Genomic DNA, 17,006 nt, shown 5'->3' on the forward strand with positions numbered 1-17,006 from the left:
TCACCGGGGCGGATCGCCCCGCCACATGAAGCTGTTGACGTAGCGACCGAGGTCCTGGGCGATCTCGAGGTTCGCCCCCGACGGTCGCCCGGGCCCGAAGGCGGGGCCGAACTCGCGGAAGGGACCGACCGCCCCGGCGACCAGGGCGAGGTCGTTGCGCACCGCGACGAGCAGCATCACCCGCAGATGCCGGTAACGGGCATCCTCGTCCTGCGGCCAGATGTCGGCGACCACCCCGAAGCCCGGCTGGTAGCCGACCATCGTGTTGGGTACCTCGTAGGCGGTTCGCGCATTCGGGTGGCTGTCCCTCATGATGTCGGCGACCACCTCGGCGGCCGACCGCCCCCGGGCGGGCTGACTCCACAGCCGCATCACCCCGCGATCTCCGGCGGTATGGCGCGCGGTGACGCCGTCGGCTCCGGTGGTGACCTCATAGGCCGTTCCCGCGGCGGGGTAGGCGACCGAGAAGTCGCCACCCGGTGAGACGAACCTCGGGTTGGTGGTCACCGGGATCCCGGTGGGGGGACGACCGCAGTCGGGCGGGCAGTTGTAGGTGACGGCGGGCTGGGCGATGAACGCCGCGACGCCCACCGCCGATGCGCTGATGGTCGCAACGGTCAGACCCCAGGCGCCCAGCACGCGCGAACCGGAGATCCGGGACAAGTCCGGGAGTTCGTAGCGTGCTGCGGCGACGGCGTAGCCGGGCCAGATCTGCGCTTCCGGTTCGCACAGAGACGGGGCAGTCAGCGGACGAACCCCTCGGCGCTCAGCACGCGACTGTTCGGAGGAGGCGCATTCGGCGGCGCCGCACACCGGGCAGAATGCCCTGTCGGGCACCACGTTTCGGCAGTGCAGGCACAGGATGGGAACCCCGGGTTCGGGGCCCTGGTCCTCGTGCAGCACGGCAAGCTGAAGACCGATCCGCAGTGCGACGACCGCGAGCAGCATCAGCACCACGTGCCAGGCCAGCATCTGGAACTGGGGCAGCCCGGCCACGTCGATTGCGCCCAGAACGGCGTAGAGGCTCAGCGCACCGGCACCGAAGAGTCCCACTGCGCCCACCAGCGTCGAGCGGCGAATGCCCCGTGCGCCGGACGCCCGGGTGAACCACAGGGCTGCACCGAAGAGCCCGCCCACGCAGGCCGCGGTGATCGGTACCGTCACTCCGCGTACGGCGGCCTCCACCAACAGCCACTCCACCGGTTGTCCCCGCGCAACCGGGCCGGCCGCGAACTGCGGGGCCAGCCGGGTGAACGTCGCCGCGGCGGTGAAAGACAACACGCTGAGTACACCGATCACGAAACCGTCGAGCGATCTGCGGGTGTTCGCTCTGGTGAGCAGGCGCACCGCCACCGCGGGCAGCAGCATCAGGACCGCACCGCCCTGGGCGACGCCCAGCCCGTCGCGCAGCACTCGCCTGCCGGCCGCGCCCGCGTCGAACGGCGCGCCGGTTTCGCGGATCACCAGATCCCCGGTCAGCAGCACCCAGCTCACGCCCAGGGCGATGCCCAGTGCCGCGGTGGTGATCACCGCCCAGCGCGGCAGATCCCGGTAGACACCTGACTGCTGCCGATAGATCAGGAAGAGCAGCGGTAGGCCCAGCACGGCGGTGACCACCAGGACACCGGAAACCCGCGTCTCGACGGCCAACGCCATCACCGCCAGCATCACGAGCAGCCCGAGCCGGAACGGTTTGCGCGACAGCTGGGACAGATGCGGGAACAGCGAGCTGGTCAGTGCCGGCTGGAACACGTTTTCCTCGGGCGCGACGCAGAACGCCCTGGGGCGCAGCCACGGCGGACCGTCGCCGGGCTGCGGATTGAGGTGCGCTCCGCACGCGCCGCAGAACACGCCGACGGGCACCCGGTCGGTGCAGACCGGGCACACCAGCTGAGCCGGGGCGCTCATCGTCCGCTGATCCGGCGCTGCAGGGCAAGCAGATTGGCGGCCAGATTCGCCACATTCGGGGTGCCCAAACCGGTCACCAGGTCATAGCCCGGGGTGGCGTTGTCGACCGCGTTGCCGCCCAGGGTGATGTCCTGGAAGGCGGGCAGCCGGGCGCCCTCGGCGATCTCGTACAGCAGGGGGTTGAGGTCGCCGATCGGCCGTCCGCCATTCGCGCTGAGGTAGTCGTTCATCAATGCCGTCAGGCCGGCCCAGATCGGTGCCGACAGCGACGTCCCGCCGCCGAGGGCGAACTGCTGCCGGAACACGATCCGCATACCGGTGGTCGGATCGGCGAGCGCCGCGATATCCGGGGTCAGACGCCGTCCCGGCGGCACCGGCAGGTCGAGCAGTGCCTGCCAGGCGGGTCGTTCGAACAGGTTCGACACCCCGCCGCCGGTGCCGTGGGAGAGCGGGACGTCGAACCAGGTCTGCTCGGCGAGCCAGCGACCGTCGGCGTCGGTGGACAGCGTGGTGCCGCCCACGTCGGTCATCTCCGGGATCGACGCCACCGCGTCGAGGCCGACGTCGTCGGGTCCGGGCGGCGCGGACCATTCATGGCCGCCCTTGCACTCCAGGCCGGCGAGATCACCGCTGGCGTTGAAGGCGGTGGTCCCGTTGGCCAGCGCCTTGATCAACGCCGACCGTGCCGGGACGAGATCGGCTTCGGTGATGAGTTTGTCGCAACCCCAACCGATCGAGAAGCTCCATACCGCGCCGGGATAGCGGCGATCCGCCTCCTCCATCATCGCGCCGATCTTGGCGTAGGAGCCGTCGCCCTCGACCGTGGGCCGGGCGTTGACGAGGACCTTCCTGGCGTCGGGTGCGATGGCGTGGATCGCTTCGAGATCCATCGTGGCCTCGCCGCTGCGCTGGGTCGGCATGCCGCCCAGTACCTCCGGGGTGAACCGCGGCAGGGAGAAAGTCGAGGCGAACATGTCGAGATCGACCTGATCGAAGCCGTCGAAGGCGAACACCAGTACCGTCACGCCCTTGCCGGTATGCCCGCGCTCGCGCAGCGACTCGGCGTTGTAGGTGCGCAGCAGCGCGGTCGGCGAAAGCCCCCGGTCGGGTACGTCGAGGGGAGAGATGAACGGCAGTGACTCGTGATACGGGGTGTAGCCGAGAATCCGTCCGAGCGCGTCCACCTCGCCCTCGAGCGGGGCGGGGACTTCGGGCTGCTGCGGCGAGGCGTAGAACACCTGGCCCCGCCGGCCCCGGTAGTCGCGCACCGCGACGTCGAAAGCCTCGGCGACCGCGGCGGGCCGGCCCTCGATGACCGCCCACCGGTCGCCGGGCCGCCAGCGCACCGACAGATCGCGGCTGTCCGCCCATCCGATCAGCGCCGTCGGGCGGTCCTGGGCGTGCAGGGCGGCGATCATCTGGACGCTCGCCCCGCGGGCCGGCCCGAGATCGGCCGAGGAGGCCAGAAGCGAGGCGTAGGGCCCGGTGATCACCTCGGGCTGAGCCGGCCCGGTCTGCCGGCCGGCGGCGGTGAGCACGGTCCCGGCAGCCGCGACGACGGCGAAGACCAGAGCCAGTGCCCGGCGCAGCGGCGCGCGCGTCGCCGACCCGGAGGGGGGTGAGGCAGCCGGTGACATCGAAGATCATTATCACCGCCAACCCGGGTAGGCGCTCCTGCAGCGGGCACGGCGTGTAGAACAAACACATGAACTCTGCAGCCCGGCGGCGCCTGGGAGTACAGGACGCACTCTGGCTGGAGATGGATCGCCCGCACAACCCGATGGTGGTCGACTCGGTGGTGTGGACCGCCGAGCCGCTGGACTTCGCCCGGCTGCGCAGCGTGATCGAGGAGCGACTGCTCGACCGTTACCCGGTCTTCCGCAGCCGGGCGGTCCGCGACGAGGACGGCTCCTGGTGGTGGGAGCCCGACGCGGACTTCGACTTCGACCGGCACGTGGCGCTGGTCAGCCTCAAAAAGCCGAACGACCCGCGCGCGCTGCAGGCCCTGGTGGCCGCGCATCGCTCGGAGATGCTCACCCTCGACCATCCGCTGTGGCAGGCGATCTGGATCAAGCGCTACGGCAAGGGCAGCGCGATGATTCTGCGCAGCCATCACGGGATCGCCGACGGCATGCGGATGGTGCAGCTGGCGATGAGCCTGTTCGACGCGACCCCGCAGGGCGGGCCGATCCTGGGCCCGGGGGTCAGCCAGCACGGCGCCCATCTGCACCCGCCCGGCCAGCCGCTGACGAGCCGGGTGCGCTCGGGTGCGGCCGAGGCGGGCCGGCGGGCCGCCGCCGCGGCCGCCCGCGTGTCGGGCACCCTCGGCGAGGCGGCCACCGCTCCGGGACTGCTGCGGCAGGCCGGCCGGCTCGGCCGGTTCGCGCTGCGCAACCCGGTGGGCGCCGGGGACTCGGTGGTCGCCGTCGCCCGGGCGGCGGGGGCGGGTATCGCGACCGCCGTGCGCGCCGCGCTGCCCGGTGGCGGCTCGGTGGTCGACGTCCTCTCCGCGGCGCCCGGCGACGTCGACACCGCGCGCAAGCTGTTGCTGGGAACCCGCAACGACGTGACGATCTGGACCGGTGCCGCGGGCTCGGACAAGGCGGTCGCGTGGTCGGATTCGTTGCCGCTCAACGCGGTCAAGACGGTGGCCAAGGCCAACAACTGCACCGTCAACGACGTGTTGGTGGCGACGGTGGCGGGCGCGCTGCACGACTACCTCAAAGCCCACCACGCCCGCTGCTCCTCGGTCACCTTCATGGTGCCGGTCAACCTCAAGCCGCTCGATCTCGCGCTGCCCGACACGCTGGGCAACGAATTCGCCCTGGTGCAACTGGAATTGCCCACCGACGAGCCCGACGCCGCGCGGGTGCTGGCCACCGCCAAGCGGCGGATGGACCGGATCAAGCACGGTCACGAGGCCGCGCTGGCGTTCCGGCTGCAGGAGGGGATTGCCGGCTTGAGCCGCGGACTCTACGAGGCGTCGGTGGACCTTTTCAGCAACCGCACGGTCGGCACGCTCACCAACGTGCCCGGACCCCCGGTTCCGGTCTACCTGGCGGGGAGCATGGTGGAGGGAATCGTCGGGTGGGCGCCGGTGTCCGGCGACCAGCCGATGAGCTTCACGATTTCCAGCTACAACGGCTCGGTGATCGTCGGGATCGCCTGCGACACCCGGCTGGTGCCCGACCACGAGACCATCGTCGACGGCTTCGAGGCGGCCTTCGACCGATTGGTCGACGCCACCCCGGGTGCGGACCTGATGGCGATCATGTGGTCGAGCCCCGGGAAAGGTCCCCGGCGAGGTCACGGCCGAACGCAATGAGTGCTCGCCGGCCCATGTCGAGTATCTCCGGGTCGAAGGAGCGCTGGCCGGTTCCGGCGCCCTCGTCGTCGCGGAACGCCAGTTCCAGCACCCGGTCGGCCATCTCGACCGCGACCAGCATGGCCCGCGGGTCGGTGTCGGGGGGGATCAGTCCGGCGGTCACCAGCATCGCGTGAACGCGGCCGGCGAGGGTGCGCATGCGGGCCCGGACATGCCGGGTGACCGTGGGCGAGGTGCGCCCGCCCATCCACAGCCGGGCCGAGCCCGGGTGCAGGCGGTAGTGCGCGACGTGCAGTTCGAGCTCGTTGTTGAGCAGTTCGGCGATCGAGCGGATCTCCCAGGTCTGCTCGGCCTCCACGCAGCGGGCGTCGAGTTCGGCGCAGTGCCGCTGGAGCAACTCGTCGAGGATGGCCTCGCGGTCGGCGAAGAACCGGTACAGCGACGGGTAGGAGACCCCCGCCCGGTCGGCGATCGCGCGGGTGGTGGCGGCGTCGACGCCCTGCTCGTCGGCGATGGCGGCGGCCGCGTCGAGGATCCGGTTCACCGTCTGCCGGCTGCGCGCCTGGACCGGCGCCCGACGGGGGGCGCTCACCTCGGTCGTGGGCGGGGTCATCGGCGATCCTTCGGCTCCGGCGAATCTTGACAGCTGTCGATAAAACTATAACATTGTTAGTGTTTAGCACAGCGTCTCGTTCCGACCCGGGAGTGCCCATGACCGCCTCGCCGCACCAGCCGCAACGCACCGTGCTCAAAGACCGCCCGGTCGAGCCGCTGACCGGCCACGTCGACGTACTCATCGTCGGCGCCGGAATCACCGGGATCGGCCTGGGTCACTACCTGGTCAGCCGACTTTCGGGCACGACGTTCGCGATCGTCGACTCGCGCGACGCGATCGGCGGGACGTGGGATCTGTTCCGCTATCCGGGCATCCGCTCGGACTCCGACCTACAGACCTTCGGCTACGAGTTCAAGCCGTGGACCTCCGACAACGCGATCGCCGACGCCGACGAGATCCTTGAGTACCTGCACGACGCGATCGACGAGGACGGTCTGGCCCGGCGAATTCATCTGCACCACAAGGTGTTACGCGCCGACTACTCCGCCCAGACCGCGCGCTGGACGGTGACCCTGGAGCGCGACGGCCGCAGCTGGGAGGTCACCTGCGACTTCCTGTTCGCGGCGACCGGCTACTACGACTATGCGGCGGGCTATACGCCGCACTTCGAGGGCCGGGAGGATTTCGAGGGCGTCGTCGTGCATCCGCAGGCCTGGCCCGAGGACCTCGACTACGCCGGAAAGAAGGTCGTGGTCATCGGCAGCGGCGCCACCGCGGTCACGCTGATCCCGGCGATGGCGGACAAGGCGGGCCACATCACCATGCTGCAGCGCTCGCCCTCCTATGTGATGCCGCTACCGCGCAAGGACCCGATCGCCAACGGGCTGCGCAAGGTGTTACCGAAGAAGGCCGCCCACGCCGCCGCCCGCCGGTTCAACATCGGCAAGCAGCGCTTCATTTACAACCTCTGCCAGCGTCGCCCGCAGCTGGCCCGCAAGCTGATCCGGTCGATCAACGTCAAGGCTCTGCCCGAGGGATACGACGTCGACACCCACTTCAACCCCGCCTACAACCCGTGGGATCAGCGGATGTGCGCGGTGCCCGACGCCGACCTGTTCCGGGCGATCTCCCGGGGCAAGGCCTCGGTGGTCACCGACAAGATCGTCCGCTTCACCAAGACCGGCGTGCTGTTGGAGTCCGGCCGGGAATTGGCCGCCGACATCATCGTCACCGCCACCGGACTGAATCTGCTGGCCTTCGGCGGTATCGCGCTGACGGTCGACGGCGCGCCGGTGGACCTGGCGGGCTGCCTGGCCTACAAGGGTCTGATGCTCTCGGGCGTCCCCAATTTCGCCTTCGCCATCGGCTACACCAACTCGTCGTGGACGCTCAAGGTCGATCTGGTCTGCGAGCACCTGTGCCGCCTGCTGGCCTACATGGACCAGCACGGGTTCTCCTCGGTGGTGCCGGTCGCCGACGACCCGACGATCGAGCGCCGACCGCTGCTGGACTTCTCAGCCGGCTTCGTGCTGCGCTCGATGGACGGGTTCCCGCGGCAGGGCAGCAGCGGACCGTGGACGATCGCGATGGACTACTGGTCGGACTACGAGCGGCTGCGCAAGGGTTCGGTCGTCGACGCCGCTCTGCGGTTCGGCACCGTCGACCGCGCGCCGGCGCGGGCGGGTGCAGCGGCCGGCTGAGGTTTTCCGGTTTTCCCGGCCTCTCCGGCCGCCCGGTTGCGGGCGTGCGCGCGGGGGAGGGCCGATGCGGCTCGATCCGCCGTGCTGCGCGTCGGCGCGGGAGCTTCGACCACCGGCGTGGGCGGGCCGTAGGGATCGACCGCGCCGGCGTAGACGGGCGGTCCGCCGACACCGTAGGGACCCGGCGGCGTGGTGTGAAACGGCCGGTTGGCCGGGTCGGCGGTCAGGTAGGCGACACCGTTGTCCCAGCCGGTGGGAATGGCGGTGAGGAAGTCGGCGGCGGCCTTGACCGGGTTGGGGAAGTAAAGGTATTTCGCCGGGGTCGGCGCTCCCGGGTTGATCGTGCGGTCGTACCCGGTCTCGACGAGTACCCGCAGCGGCGGGTCTAAAACCACCGCCAGCAGGGTTCCCACCGCCGGGAGCGCGGCGATCGGCCGCAGCAGCGGAAGGATGTCCGTCGGTATCAGGTAGTACGTCGAATCCTGGAACTGGCCCTGCAGCACGGGTGTGCCCGCACCCTCCTCGGGGTGCTCGTAGAGAAACCCCAGAGCCGCGTTGAGGTCGGCGATGAGGTTGAGCGGATTGAGCGGGAAATCCGCCACCGGGTCGTACTGGTGGGCGGCGTCCACGGTCGTCAGCGGTGTCGGCTGCGGGGAGTTGGTGACCGTCGCGCCGTCGAACGTGACGCCGAGCAGCGGCAGTTGAACGCCGACGAAACGCTCCAGGATCCCGCCGTTGGGCCGGTTGGGGTTGGAGACGAACACGAAACTGACCGACGACGGTGCCGGCGGGTGCGCGATGAGGTCGCTCTTGATCAGCGAGGCGATCGCGCCGCTCTGCGAGTAGCCGAACACGGTGAAGGAGGTGTCGGTGAGCGCGCGGGGTCCCGTCGAGGTGAAGGGGGGGTCGGTCACCGTGCACACCGCGCCGCGCACGCAGTCGGCCAGATTGCTCAGGCCGGTCGCGACGGACTCGTCGTACCGGGTGTCGCTGAGGCCGGTGATCGGCCAGAACTGTTCGGGGGTGTACACCGCGACCGGCGAGCAGCCGGGATCGCCGCCCACGCACAGACCCGAGGGACTCACGAAGTCGTCGCGGGCCCAGTCCACGTAGGTCTGGATGTAGGCCGGGGTGTCCTGCGGGATGCTGAGCGGGTGGTCGGTGCCGCCCATGTACAGCGCGGTCGCCGCCAGCTGGTTGGGGATGCCGACCGGAACGCCCACCGGCAGGGTGATGGCCGCAGCAGCAATCGCCACCGATCCTGCTAACCAGCGGCTGCGTCGATCCACAGCAAACCCCCTGCCGAGACTGTCAGCCTATCCGAGGGGTACATCGAGGATGGGGCGGGGCTCGGCCGCCCCGGGCCCGTCGAAGTGCCACCACTCCCCGGGGTAGACCGCCAGCCCGCCGGCGGCCATCGCCGTTCGCAGCAGGGCGCGGTTGGCCTGCTGGGCGGCACTGACTCCCTCGGTCGCCAAGGCCGTGGCCCGGGGGGTGAAATCGTCGAAGTCGGTTCCCATGTCGACCAGGCGCCCGTCGCGGGCGATCGTGACGTCCACCGACCGGCCGGCTTCGTGGCTGCGGGCGTAGTCGCCCGGTCTGGCCACCCAGGCCGGGTCGGGCACCGCGGCGAACATCCGGACCTGGACCTCATGGGGCCGGTAGCAGTCCCAGAACACCAGCCGGGCGCGCTGCGCGCGCAGCGCGGCCGCGGCTGCCGCCAGCCCCGGCGCCAGCGACTCGTGCACCAGACAGCGGGCGGTGGGGGGATACAGCGGCACGCCGACGAAGTTCTCCGCGGTGGCGTAGCGCAGGTCCACGACCGCATCGGGGACCACGCTGCGCACGTCGAGCAGTCCCGCCGCCCGGGCCTGCGGGCTGACCGGCGGGACCCCGCCGTCCGGGGCGGTCCCGGCTGTGCCCACCGGCGCCAGCAGAGCCAGGCAGACCGCCACTGCGGCACGGGGGCGAAATCCGGGCATACCTGCATTGTTCCCCGGGATCCCCCGGTCCCGGGTGGCGGACGTAACAAAAGGCAGGCATGATCTGATGCACGCAGTGGGCCGCGCAGGCGGTTGGCGGGGCGATGGAGGGTGGAGCATGAACGGTGCGGGCTGGCGGCGCGCTGCAGCGGGGTTGGGTGCCCTGGGGTGCGCGCTGGCACTGCTGGGCGCCCCCATAGCCGGCGCCGATCCCGATCCGGCCGACCCCGCCGACCCGGCCGCGCCGATGGAGTTGATCGAACCTCCCGCCGAGGCGGCCACCCCCGCGCTGGCCGAGGCTCCGGAGTCGGTGACGACGGCCGGCACCCCGCAGGCCCAACCGGCCCTGTCCGCCGCCCCGCCGGACGGGGTGCCGCACCTGCCCAGCCCGGACAACCTGCCGCCGGGTACCACCCAGGCGGCCCCTGAGGGCCGCACACTGGGCTACCTGCGCGACCTCTGGCACGCGGTCCGCACCCAGGATGTGACCGGTGCCGACGCTCTGCTGCTGCTCACCCAGCGGCCGATGAACGCCCACGCGGTGCCGCCGGCCGGCGTATCCGGCCGTCCGGTGGGACCGCCGGCGTCGTCGGCGCCGGCGACGGCCGACCTCACGGCGAGCGGTACGCCTGACCAGACCGCGCCGAGCGCCCCGGGCGTGCTGCCCGCCGAGGCCGCGCCGCCGGCGACCCCCGACCCGGTGCTGCTGGCCGAGGCCGCGACCCCCGAGCCGTCCTAGCGGTACCCGGGCTGGTCCTCAGTCCGCAGGGCCCAGGCTGACGGCCACTTCGTTGCGCCGCCGGAACGGAATCGTCCAGGGCGGGTCGTAGAACCAGGTGACCGGCTCGGCGGCCGGCTTCAGACCGTGGGTCCGCAGGATGGTCAGCAGGTCGTCGGTGTGTGCGGCCACCGCCGAGGGCGTCGCCAGACCCGAGAAACGCAGCACCGCGACGGTCTCGGCCGGGACCTCCACCAGGTGCACCCGTTCGTCGTCGGGGGTCGGCAGGGTGTCCAGGGTGTTGCCGGCGGGCATGAAGAACCGGATCACCCACTGATCGCCCGCTCCGCGCTGGGCGGCCACCGGCGCGGTCATCGCGATCTTCTCGCCCTGCTGCTGAGCGACCGGCGCGGTCATCGCGATCTTCGTCTTGGCCTTGTTGCCGCCGAAGATGTAGCGGGCCAGCCGCCGGAAGCCCTCGTTGCGGGCGGGCTCCTCGTCGGCGTCGATGACGGTTTCGGCGGCCAGCCGCGGGCCGTAGCGGCGGATCTGGACGCCGTCGACCGTGCGTTGCACGGTGAACGACGGCTCCTCGGTGTGACGAATCCCGACGATCGAGCCGCCCGCCTCGGAGATCTGGCCCAGCGCGCCGGTGATCTTGCTCAACATGCACTCGATCCTAGTCGCGCCCGGTACTGATAGTTTGCGCTGCGTGAGGGAGCTCGTCGTCTCGACGCCGCCGGCGCTGATCGCCGCGGTGCTGCTGATCCTCTTCGGTGCGGTGACCTACCTCTCGCGTGCTTTCGTGCTTCGCCGCCGCGACGAGGAGGCCCGCGAGGAACTCGCCGAGCAGGCCAGAAGCCTGTTCATCAGCGTGGCGGCCACCTTCGCCTTCTTCGTCGGGTTCTCCATCACCGTGACCTGGGGCGCGGTGACGACGGCGCAGTCGGCTGTCGAGCAGCAGGCCGCCGCGATCAGGCAGATGGTCTGGGAGCTCAACAACATTCCCGACCGCGCGGCCTCCGCCGACCTGAGCGGGAAACTGCGGGACTACGTCCAGACCGCGGCGAACGACGACGAGCGCTATCTGATCCGGGGAAAGACCGCCGAACTCCCGTCAACGGCCGCCCTGGACCGTTTCGAGAACGCGCTGCACGCCTACACCTACGGACCGCAGGTACCCGATCGCGCCGTCGCCCCGCTGGGCGCGGCGGCGGCGGCGCTGGAGGGCGCCTCGGCCACCGTCTCGGCGGTGGCAAGCCGCGCCATTCCCCGCCCGCTGGCGGGGCTGCTGACGATCATCGCGCTGCTGGGGTGCGTCATCGTGGGGATCACGACGGTGACCTACCGCCGGCCGACACTGGCCTACCTGTGGTGTGCGATCCCGGCGCTGTCGATGGCCGTCGTGCTGGCGCTGGCCTACCCGTTCGCGCTGCGCTCCGGAGTCACCCTCGCTCCCCTGCACGCGGTGGCGGCGAGCCTGTTCGGGTAGTCAGCAGCAACGGGGACTGGGGCTGACATCGGCCGCCCGATGGCGCATCCGCCAGTACTCGCCCTCGCTGAGCACCGGGGTGCCCGGGTGGGTGCGGCGGTGGTGCTCGAGGTAGCGGCGGTAGTGGCTGTCGCCCATCAGTGCACCGACGTACCAACGGATCTGGCGGACGAGGCCGATAAGGCGTCCCACTGTTGTTGCACCTCCTTCTCGGTCGGCGTGGCCACCAGGCCCGACGGTCCGAAGATTCGCGAGGGGATCGGTTCCTCCTCGGTCAGCGGTCGCCCGCCGCCGCGGACCGACCGGAGGATCATGATCAGGCCGGTGGTGACGACGATGATCACCAGCACCGCGAACACGATCGACAGCGTGCCCTGAATGAAGGTGTTGCGGATGACGGCATCGAGCTGGTCGGCGTTCTTGGCCGCACCGAACGCGGTCTCGCCCGCCTGCCGGGCCTCCCGATACTGGAAGTGCTGGGTCCAGTAGCCCAGCTTCGGGTCGCCGGAGAAGATCTTCTGCCACGACGCGGTCAGCGTCACCGTGAGGTCCCACAGCAGCGGGACCCCGGGGATCCAGGCCCACCGCAGCAGACCCTTCTTGACCACCACGACGGTCACCACGGTCAGCGCGATCGCGGCCAGCAACTGATTGGCGATGCCGAACAGCGGGAACAGCGTGTTGATCCCGCCGAGCGGGTCGGTGACCCCCATCAGCAGGATGCTGCCCCAGCCGGCCACCACGATCAGGCTGCACACCCAGGCGCCCACCCGCCAGCTGGGATCGCGCAGCCGGCTCAGCGGGCCGCCGAGGTTGGCCAGGCCGTCGGAGAACATGAACCGGGCCACCCGGGTGCCGGCGTCGACGGTGGTCAGGATGAACAGCGCCTCGAACATGATCGCGAAGTGGTACCAGAAGGCCTTCAACGCCGTCCCGCCGAATGCCTGGCTGAGCACGTTGGACATCCCGAAGGCCAGCGTCGGAGCCCCGCCGGTGCGGGACACGATCGAGCGCTCCTCGACGCTGGCGGCGGCGTCGGTGAAGTCCTGCGCGGTCGCGGGGGGCCCGTCCAGGCCGAGGCCGTTGACGTAGGTTGCGGCGCTCTCGGCGCTGCCCCCGGTCGCGGCGGCCGGGGCGTTCATCGCGAAGTACAGGTGTTGATCGAGGATCGAGGCGGTCACCAGGGCCATCACTGCGACGAAAGATTCGGTCAGCATGCCGCCGTAGCCGATGATGCGCATCTGGCTTTCCTTCTCCAGCAGCTTGGGGGTGGTCCCCGAGGAGATCAGCGAGTGGAAGCCGGAGAGCGCGCCGCAGGCGATGGTGATGAACAGGAACGGGAACAGCGATCCGGCGAACACCGGCCCGGCACCGGTCTTGGCGAACTCCGAGATCGCCGGTGCCTCCATGAGCGGCCGTGCGATCAGGATTCCCAGCGCGAGCAGCGCGATGGTGCCGACCTTCATGAAGGTCGACAGGTAGTCGCGGGGGGCCAGCAGGAACCACACCGGGAGCACCGAGGCGGCCAGACCGTAGATGATGATGCACCACGAGAGGGTCACCTTGGACAGGGTGAACCACTGTGCGCCCCAATCGGTTTCGGCGATCCAGCCGCCGGCGGCGACGGCGGCCAGCAACAGGACCACGCCGATCAGGGACACCTCGGAGATCTGGCCGGGCCGGATGAACCGCAGGTACAGGCCCATGAAGACGGCGATCGGGATCGTCATCGCGATGGAGAAGACCCCCCACGGGCTCTCGGCGAGGGCATTGACGACGACCAGGGCCAGCACCGCCAGCAGGATCACCATGATGACCAGCACCCCGATGATCGCCGCCGCCCCGCCGACCGGGCCCAGCTCGTCGCGGGCCATCTGGCCCAGCGACCGGCCGCGGCGCCGGGTGGAGATGGACAGCACCAGGTAGTCCTGCACGCAGCCGGCGAAGACCGCCCCGATCATGATCCAGATCGCGCCGGGCAGGTAACCCATCTGGGTCGCCAGCACCGGGCCGACCAGGGGGCCCGCGCCGGCGATCGCGGCGAAGTGATGCCCGAAGAGCACCCGGCGGTCGGTGGGCAGGTAGTCCACGCCGTTCTCGAAGATCTCGGCCGGGGTGGCCAGGTCGTCGCGCGGGCGCACGATCTTCATCTCGATCAGCCGGGCGTAGAACCGGTAGCCGATGATGTAGGTGCACAGCGCGGCGATGACGAACCACACCGCGTTGACCTTCTCCCCGCGCACACCGGCGATCACCGCCCAGGCGGTCGCGCCGAGCAGGGCGATGACCCCGAAGACGAGCTTGTGCCGGGTGGAGATCGGGGAACGGTCGATGACCGCCACCGGCGGCAGGTCCGGATCGGTGCGCAGGTAGCTGACCCCGTCCCGGGTGTCCTCGATGATCTCCATAACCTGCGATACTTTCATTGATCGGGCCGCGAGCGTCGAGTTGTTAACGCCGAGTCGCCCCGCCCGCCACACCAAGTCGACGCTCGCCGTCGGCCGTGAGCGAACGGAGGTGCCGCCGATGCCGCCCTGGCGCTTGCGCGACTACCACGACGAAGACCTCGACCAGGCCATCGTGATCTGGGATGCCAGCCGCGGTTCGGCCGAGCCCGTCTTCAGCGTGGCGGAGGTGATGGCGGCCGCCCGCTCCGGCGAGCCGGCCGTGGTGGCCGAGGTGGGCGAGGAGATGGTCGGGATGGCCGTCGCCCAGACCAAGGGGGAGCGGGCCTGGATCCTGCTGGTCGCGATCGGCTCGCGATGGCGCCAGCGCGGCATCGGCAGCGCGCTGCTCGCCGACCTGGAACGGCGGCTGCGCTCGCAGGGCGTGCGCCGGATCTGTGCGGTGCTGCCGGAGGGGGTGACCGGGACGGCGGCGCTGGAGCACTCCGGTTACGCCCGGCGAGACGGACTGGTCTACTACGAACTGCTCGAGCACCTCGGACCGGACCAGGCCAACCTGCTCGACGAGCTCGGGGGGATCATCGTGCCGCCGGACCTGTGGTCGGGGCTGGCGGGCATGGACAGCGAAAAGCAGATCATCGAGCGGCGCATCGTCGACCCGCTGGCCCACCCGGCGGTCGCCGAGCGCTACGGGGTCCGCCCGCCCAAGGCGGTGATCCTGTTCGGGCCGCCGGGAACCGGCAAGACCAGCTTCGCCAAGGCCATCGCGTCGCGGCTGGGCTGGCCGTTCGTCGAACTGTTCCCGTCGCGGCTGGCGGCCACCGGCAACGGCGGACTGGCCACGTCGCTGCGCGAAGCCTTCGCCGAACTGGCCGAACTCGACGAGGTCGTGCTGTTCATCGACGAGGTGGAGGAGATCGCCACCGCCCGCGCCGGGGCCTCCACGACCGAGTTGGGCGTGACCAACGAACTACTCAAGCTGATCCCGGCGTTCCGCCAGCACGACAGCAGACTGCTGGTCTGTGCGACCAACGCCGTGCACTCGCTGGACTCGGCGTTCCTGCGGCCCGGCCGGTTCGACTACGTGATCCCGGTGGGCCCGCCCGACCAGCCGGCCCGCAAGGCGGTGTGGCAGCGCTACCTGGGGGAGACCAACGCCCACATCGACACCGACCGGCTGGTGTCCGCCTCGGAGTTCTTCACCCCGGCCGACATCGAGTTCGCCGCCCGCAAGGGTGCGCAGTCGGCCTTCGAACGCGAGATGCGCGACGGGCTCGGCCAGCCGGCCACCACCGAGGACTACCTGCGGGCGATCGGGGAGATCAGACCGACGCTGACCGCCGACATGCTGGCCGAGTTCGCGCGGGGCAAAGCCGAGTTCGCCCGCCTCTGAGACCCGACTCAGCCGACCTGGACCGACACCGTGTGCCAGCCGGTCGCCCCGTCGGGGATGACGCCGGCGGTGTCGCCGGTCTGCACGGCCCCGGTGTTGTCGGTCGCCCGCACGGTCAGGGTGTGCGGGCCCGGGGTCGCGTCCCAGACCAGACTCCACAGCCGCCAGGTGTCGTCGGAGTAGGCCGCCCCCAGCTCGGCGGGCAGCCAGGGTCCGTCATCGACGCGCACCTCGACGCCCTTGACGCCGCGGTGCTGGGCCCACGCCACCCCGCCGACGCCGACCCGACCCGCGCTGAGGCGCTGGCCGGAGCGCGGGACGTCGATGCGGGACTGCGTCTTGATCGGGGCCTGGGCCGCCCAGCCCAGCTTCGTCCAGTAGGCCTCGGCGCGGTCGAAGCGGGTCAGCTCGAGGTCCACCACCCACTTGGTCGCCGAGACGAAGCCGTACAGGCCCGGCACCACCAGCCGCGCGGGATAGCCGTGCTCGGCCGGCAGCGCCACCCCGTTCATCCCGATGGCCAGCAGCGCGTCGCGCCCGTCGGTCAGGGCCTGCACGGGGGTGCCGACCGTGAAGCCGTCCACCGACGTCGACAGCACCATGTCGGCCTCGGAGCCGATTCCCGCACCGGCCAGCAGGTCTTTCACCCGGTAGCCGGTCCAGGTGGCGTTGGAGATCAGGTTCCCGCCGACCGGGTTGGACACGCACGTCAGGGTCACCGTCTTCTCGACCGGTTCGAATGTCGACAGCTCGTCGAAGGTGTAGGTGATCTCGCGCTCGACCATGCCGTGGATGCGCAGCTGCCAGTCGTTGCGGGACAGCTGCGGCACGCTCAGCGCGGTGTCGATGCGGTAGAACTCGTCGTTGGCGGTGATGAATCCGGGCAGGTCGACCCCTTTCGGGGTGACGTCGGCGGGGATCGGCGGGGACGGGACTGCCGGGGTGGGCAGGGTCAGGGTGTCGCGTTCGGCGGTCACCGAGCGCGCCCGGCGGGTCAGCACCGTCCCGGCGACGCCGCCGAGCGCGCCGGCGGCGGCGAAGCCGAGAGCGGCCAGCGAGCGGCGGCGGTCCGGGTCGGGGGCGCCGGCCTGCGGGTCGCGCCCGTCCCGGGTCAGCAGCCGGAGCACGGCCACCGCGCACGCCATCCCGGCCAGCGTCGGGATCAGGTCGCTGATCCGCGCGCCCGGGCGGCCCAGGACCGCCGCGCAGCCGGCCGCCCCGCCGGCCAGGATGGCCAGGCTGCCCAGCGGGATGCGGGAGCGCTCCCCGAGGGCGGTGAGGGCGGCGACGGCGGCGATCACGACGAGGACCATCACCGACAGGAACAACTTGTCGGCGGTGCCGAAGGTCTGGATCGCCCATTCCTTGACCGGACCCGGGGTGAGGTTGATTACCGCCGTCCCCACGGCGGTGCGGACATCGGCGGCGGGGGAGAAGAACATGGCCAGCAGCTGGGACACCCCGACACCGACCGCGGCCGCCGCCACACCGGCGCCCATCCGGGCGTTGTGGGAAACGGTCACGCCG

General features: G+C 70.9%; 14 protein-coding genes. 5 read left to right on the plus strand and 9 right to left on the minus strand.

Going from position 1 to position 17,006, the window contains the following annotated elements:
- Entirely contained in the window at positions 1–1,908 is a 1,908-nt protein-coding gene (locus ACKOB8_RS05620; RefSeq protein WP_526376233.1) for a zinc ribbon domain-containing protein, read from the minus strand.
- Entirely contained in the window at positions 1,905–3,545 is a 1,641-nt protein-coding gene (locus ACKOB8_RS05625) for a S53 family peptidase (RefSeq protein WP_526376234.1), read from the minus strand. Before ACKOB8_RS05625 ends, ACKOB8_RS05620 begins: the two co-directional genes overlap by 4 nt.
- 68 nt (positions 3,546–3,613) lie before the next feature.
- Here ACKOB8_RS05625 and ACKOB8_RS05630 point away from each other — a divergent pair, with 68 nt between their 5' ends.
- A complete protein-coding gene (locus ACKOB8_RS05630; RefSeq protein ID WP_526376235.1) occupies positions 3,614–5,233 on the plus strand; it encodes a WS/DGAT domain-containing protein in 1,620 nt (539 codons plus the stop codon).
- On the opposite strand, the gene ACKOB8_RS05635 is transcribed toward ACKOB8_RS05630, so the two are convergent.
- Positions 5,178–5,846, minus strand: coding sequence for a TetR/AcrR family transcriptional regulator (locus ACKOB8_RS05635; protein WP_526376236.1), 669 nt, complete (start codon positions 5,844–5,846; stop codon positions 5,178–5,180). The genes ACKOB8_RS05630 and ACKOB8_RS05635 overlap by 56 nt on opposite strands.
- 98 nt (positions 5,847–5,944) lie before the next feature.
- Between ACKOB8_RS05635 and ACKOB8_RS05640 the strand changes: the two genes are divergently transcribed.
- A complete protein-coding gene (locus ACKOB8_RS05640; protein WP_526376237.1) occupies positions 5,945–7,489 on the plus strand; it encodes a flavin-containing monooxygenase in 1,545 nt (514 codons plus the stop codon).
- Here the strand turns inward: ACKOB8_RS05640 and ACKOB8_RS05645 are convergent.
- Together ACKOB8_RS05645 and ACKOB8_RS05650 are read right to left on the minus strand one after the other, a co-directional pair.
- Positions 7,393–8,745 carry a PE-PPE domain-containing protein gene (locus ACKOB8_RS05645; protein ID WP_526376238.1) on the minus strand — a complete coding sequence of 451 codons (1,353 nt, stop codon included), beginning with the start codon at positions 8,743–8,745 and terminating at the stop codon, positions 7,393–7,395. The two genes, ACKOB8_RS05640 and ACKOB8_RS05645, sit on opposite strands and share 97 nt — an antisense overlap.
- Positions 8,746–8,805: 60 nt before the next feature.
- Positions 8,806–9,471 carry a M15 family metallopeptidase gene (locus ACKOB8_RS05650; RefSeq protein ID WP_526376239.1) on the minus strand — a complete coding sequence of 222 codons (666 nt, stop codon included), beginning with the start codon at positions 9,469–9,471 and terminating at the stop codon, positions 8,806–8,808.
- 118 nt (positions 9,472–9,589) lie between these two features.
- On the opposite strand from ACKOB8_RS05650, the gene ACKOB8_RS05655 reads away from it, so the two are divergent.
- Positions 9,590–10,210 carry a hypothetical protein gene (locus ACKOB8_RS05655; RefSeq protein WP_526376240.1) on the plus strand — a complete coding sequence of 207 codons (621 nt, stop codon included), beginning with the start codon at positions 9,590–9,592 and terminating at the stop codon, positions 10,208–10,210.
- A gap of 18 nt (positions 10,211–10,228) precedes the next feature.
- Here the strand turns inward: ACKOB8_RS05655 and ACKOB8_RS05660 are convergent, their stop codons facing one another.
- A complete protein-coding gene (locus ACKOB8_RS05660) occupies positions 10,229–10,858 on the minus strand; it encodes a heme-binding protein (RefSeq protein ID WP_526376241.1) in 630 nt (209 codons plus the stop codon).
- A 43-nt stretch (positions 10,859–10,901) separates the two neighbouring features.
- On the opposite strand from ACKOB8_RS05660, the gene ACKOB8_RS05665 reads away from it, so the two are divergent.
- Entirely contained in the window at positions 10,902–11,681 is a 780-nt protein-coding gene (locus tag ACKOB8_RS05665) for a bestrophin-like domain (RefSeq protein ID WP_526376242.1), read from the plus strand.
- Here ACKOB8_RS05665 and ACKOB8_RS05670 read toward each other — a convergent pair whose 3' ends face one another.
- On the minus strand, positions 11,682–11,819 hold the full coding sequence (locus tag ACKOB8_RS05670) for a CstA-like transporter-associated (seleno)protein (protein WP_526376243.1): 138 nt from the start codon (positions 11,817–11,819) through the stop codon (positions 11,682–11,684).
- Positions 11,819–14,089, minus strand: a complete 2,271-nt coding sequence (locus ACKOB8_RS05675) for a carbon starvation CstA family protein (RefSeq protein WP_526376244.1) — start codon at positions 14,087–14,089, stop codon at positions 11,819–11,821. The genes ACKOB8_RS05670 and ACKOB8_RS05675 overlap by 1 nt, the downstream gene beginning before the upstream one ends.
- Before the next feature lie 118 nt (positions 14,090–14,207).
- Between ACKOB8_RS05675 and ACKOB8_RS05680 the strand changes: the two genes are divergently transcribed.
- Positions 14,208–15,479 carry an ATP-binding protein gene (locus ACKOB8_RS05680; protein ID WP_526376245.1) on the plus strand — a complete coding sequence of 424 codons (1,272 nt, stop codon included), beginning with the start codon at positions 14,208–14,210 and terminating at the stop codon, positions 15,477–15,479.
- Positions 15,480–15,487: 8 nt separating this feature from the next.
- On the opposite strand, the gene ACKOB8_RS05685 is transcribed toward ACKOB8_RS05680, so the two are convergent.
- Positions 15,488–16,978, minus strand: coding sequence for a molybdopterin-dependent oxidoreductase (locus ACKOB8_RS05685; RefSeq protein ID WP_526376257.1), 1,491 nt, complete (start codon positions 16,976–16,978; stop codon positions 15,488–15,490).
- Between the last annotated feature and the right edge of the window lie 28 nt (positions 16,979–17,006).

It is taken from the genome of Mycobacterium sp., assembly GCF_046091765.1.
Taxonomy (GTDB): Bacteria; Actinomycetota; Actinomycetes; order Mycobacteriales; family Mycobacteriaceae; genus Mycobacterium.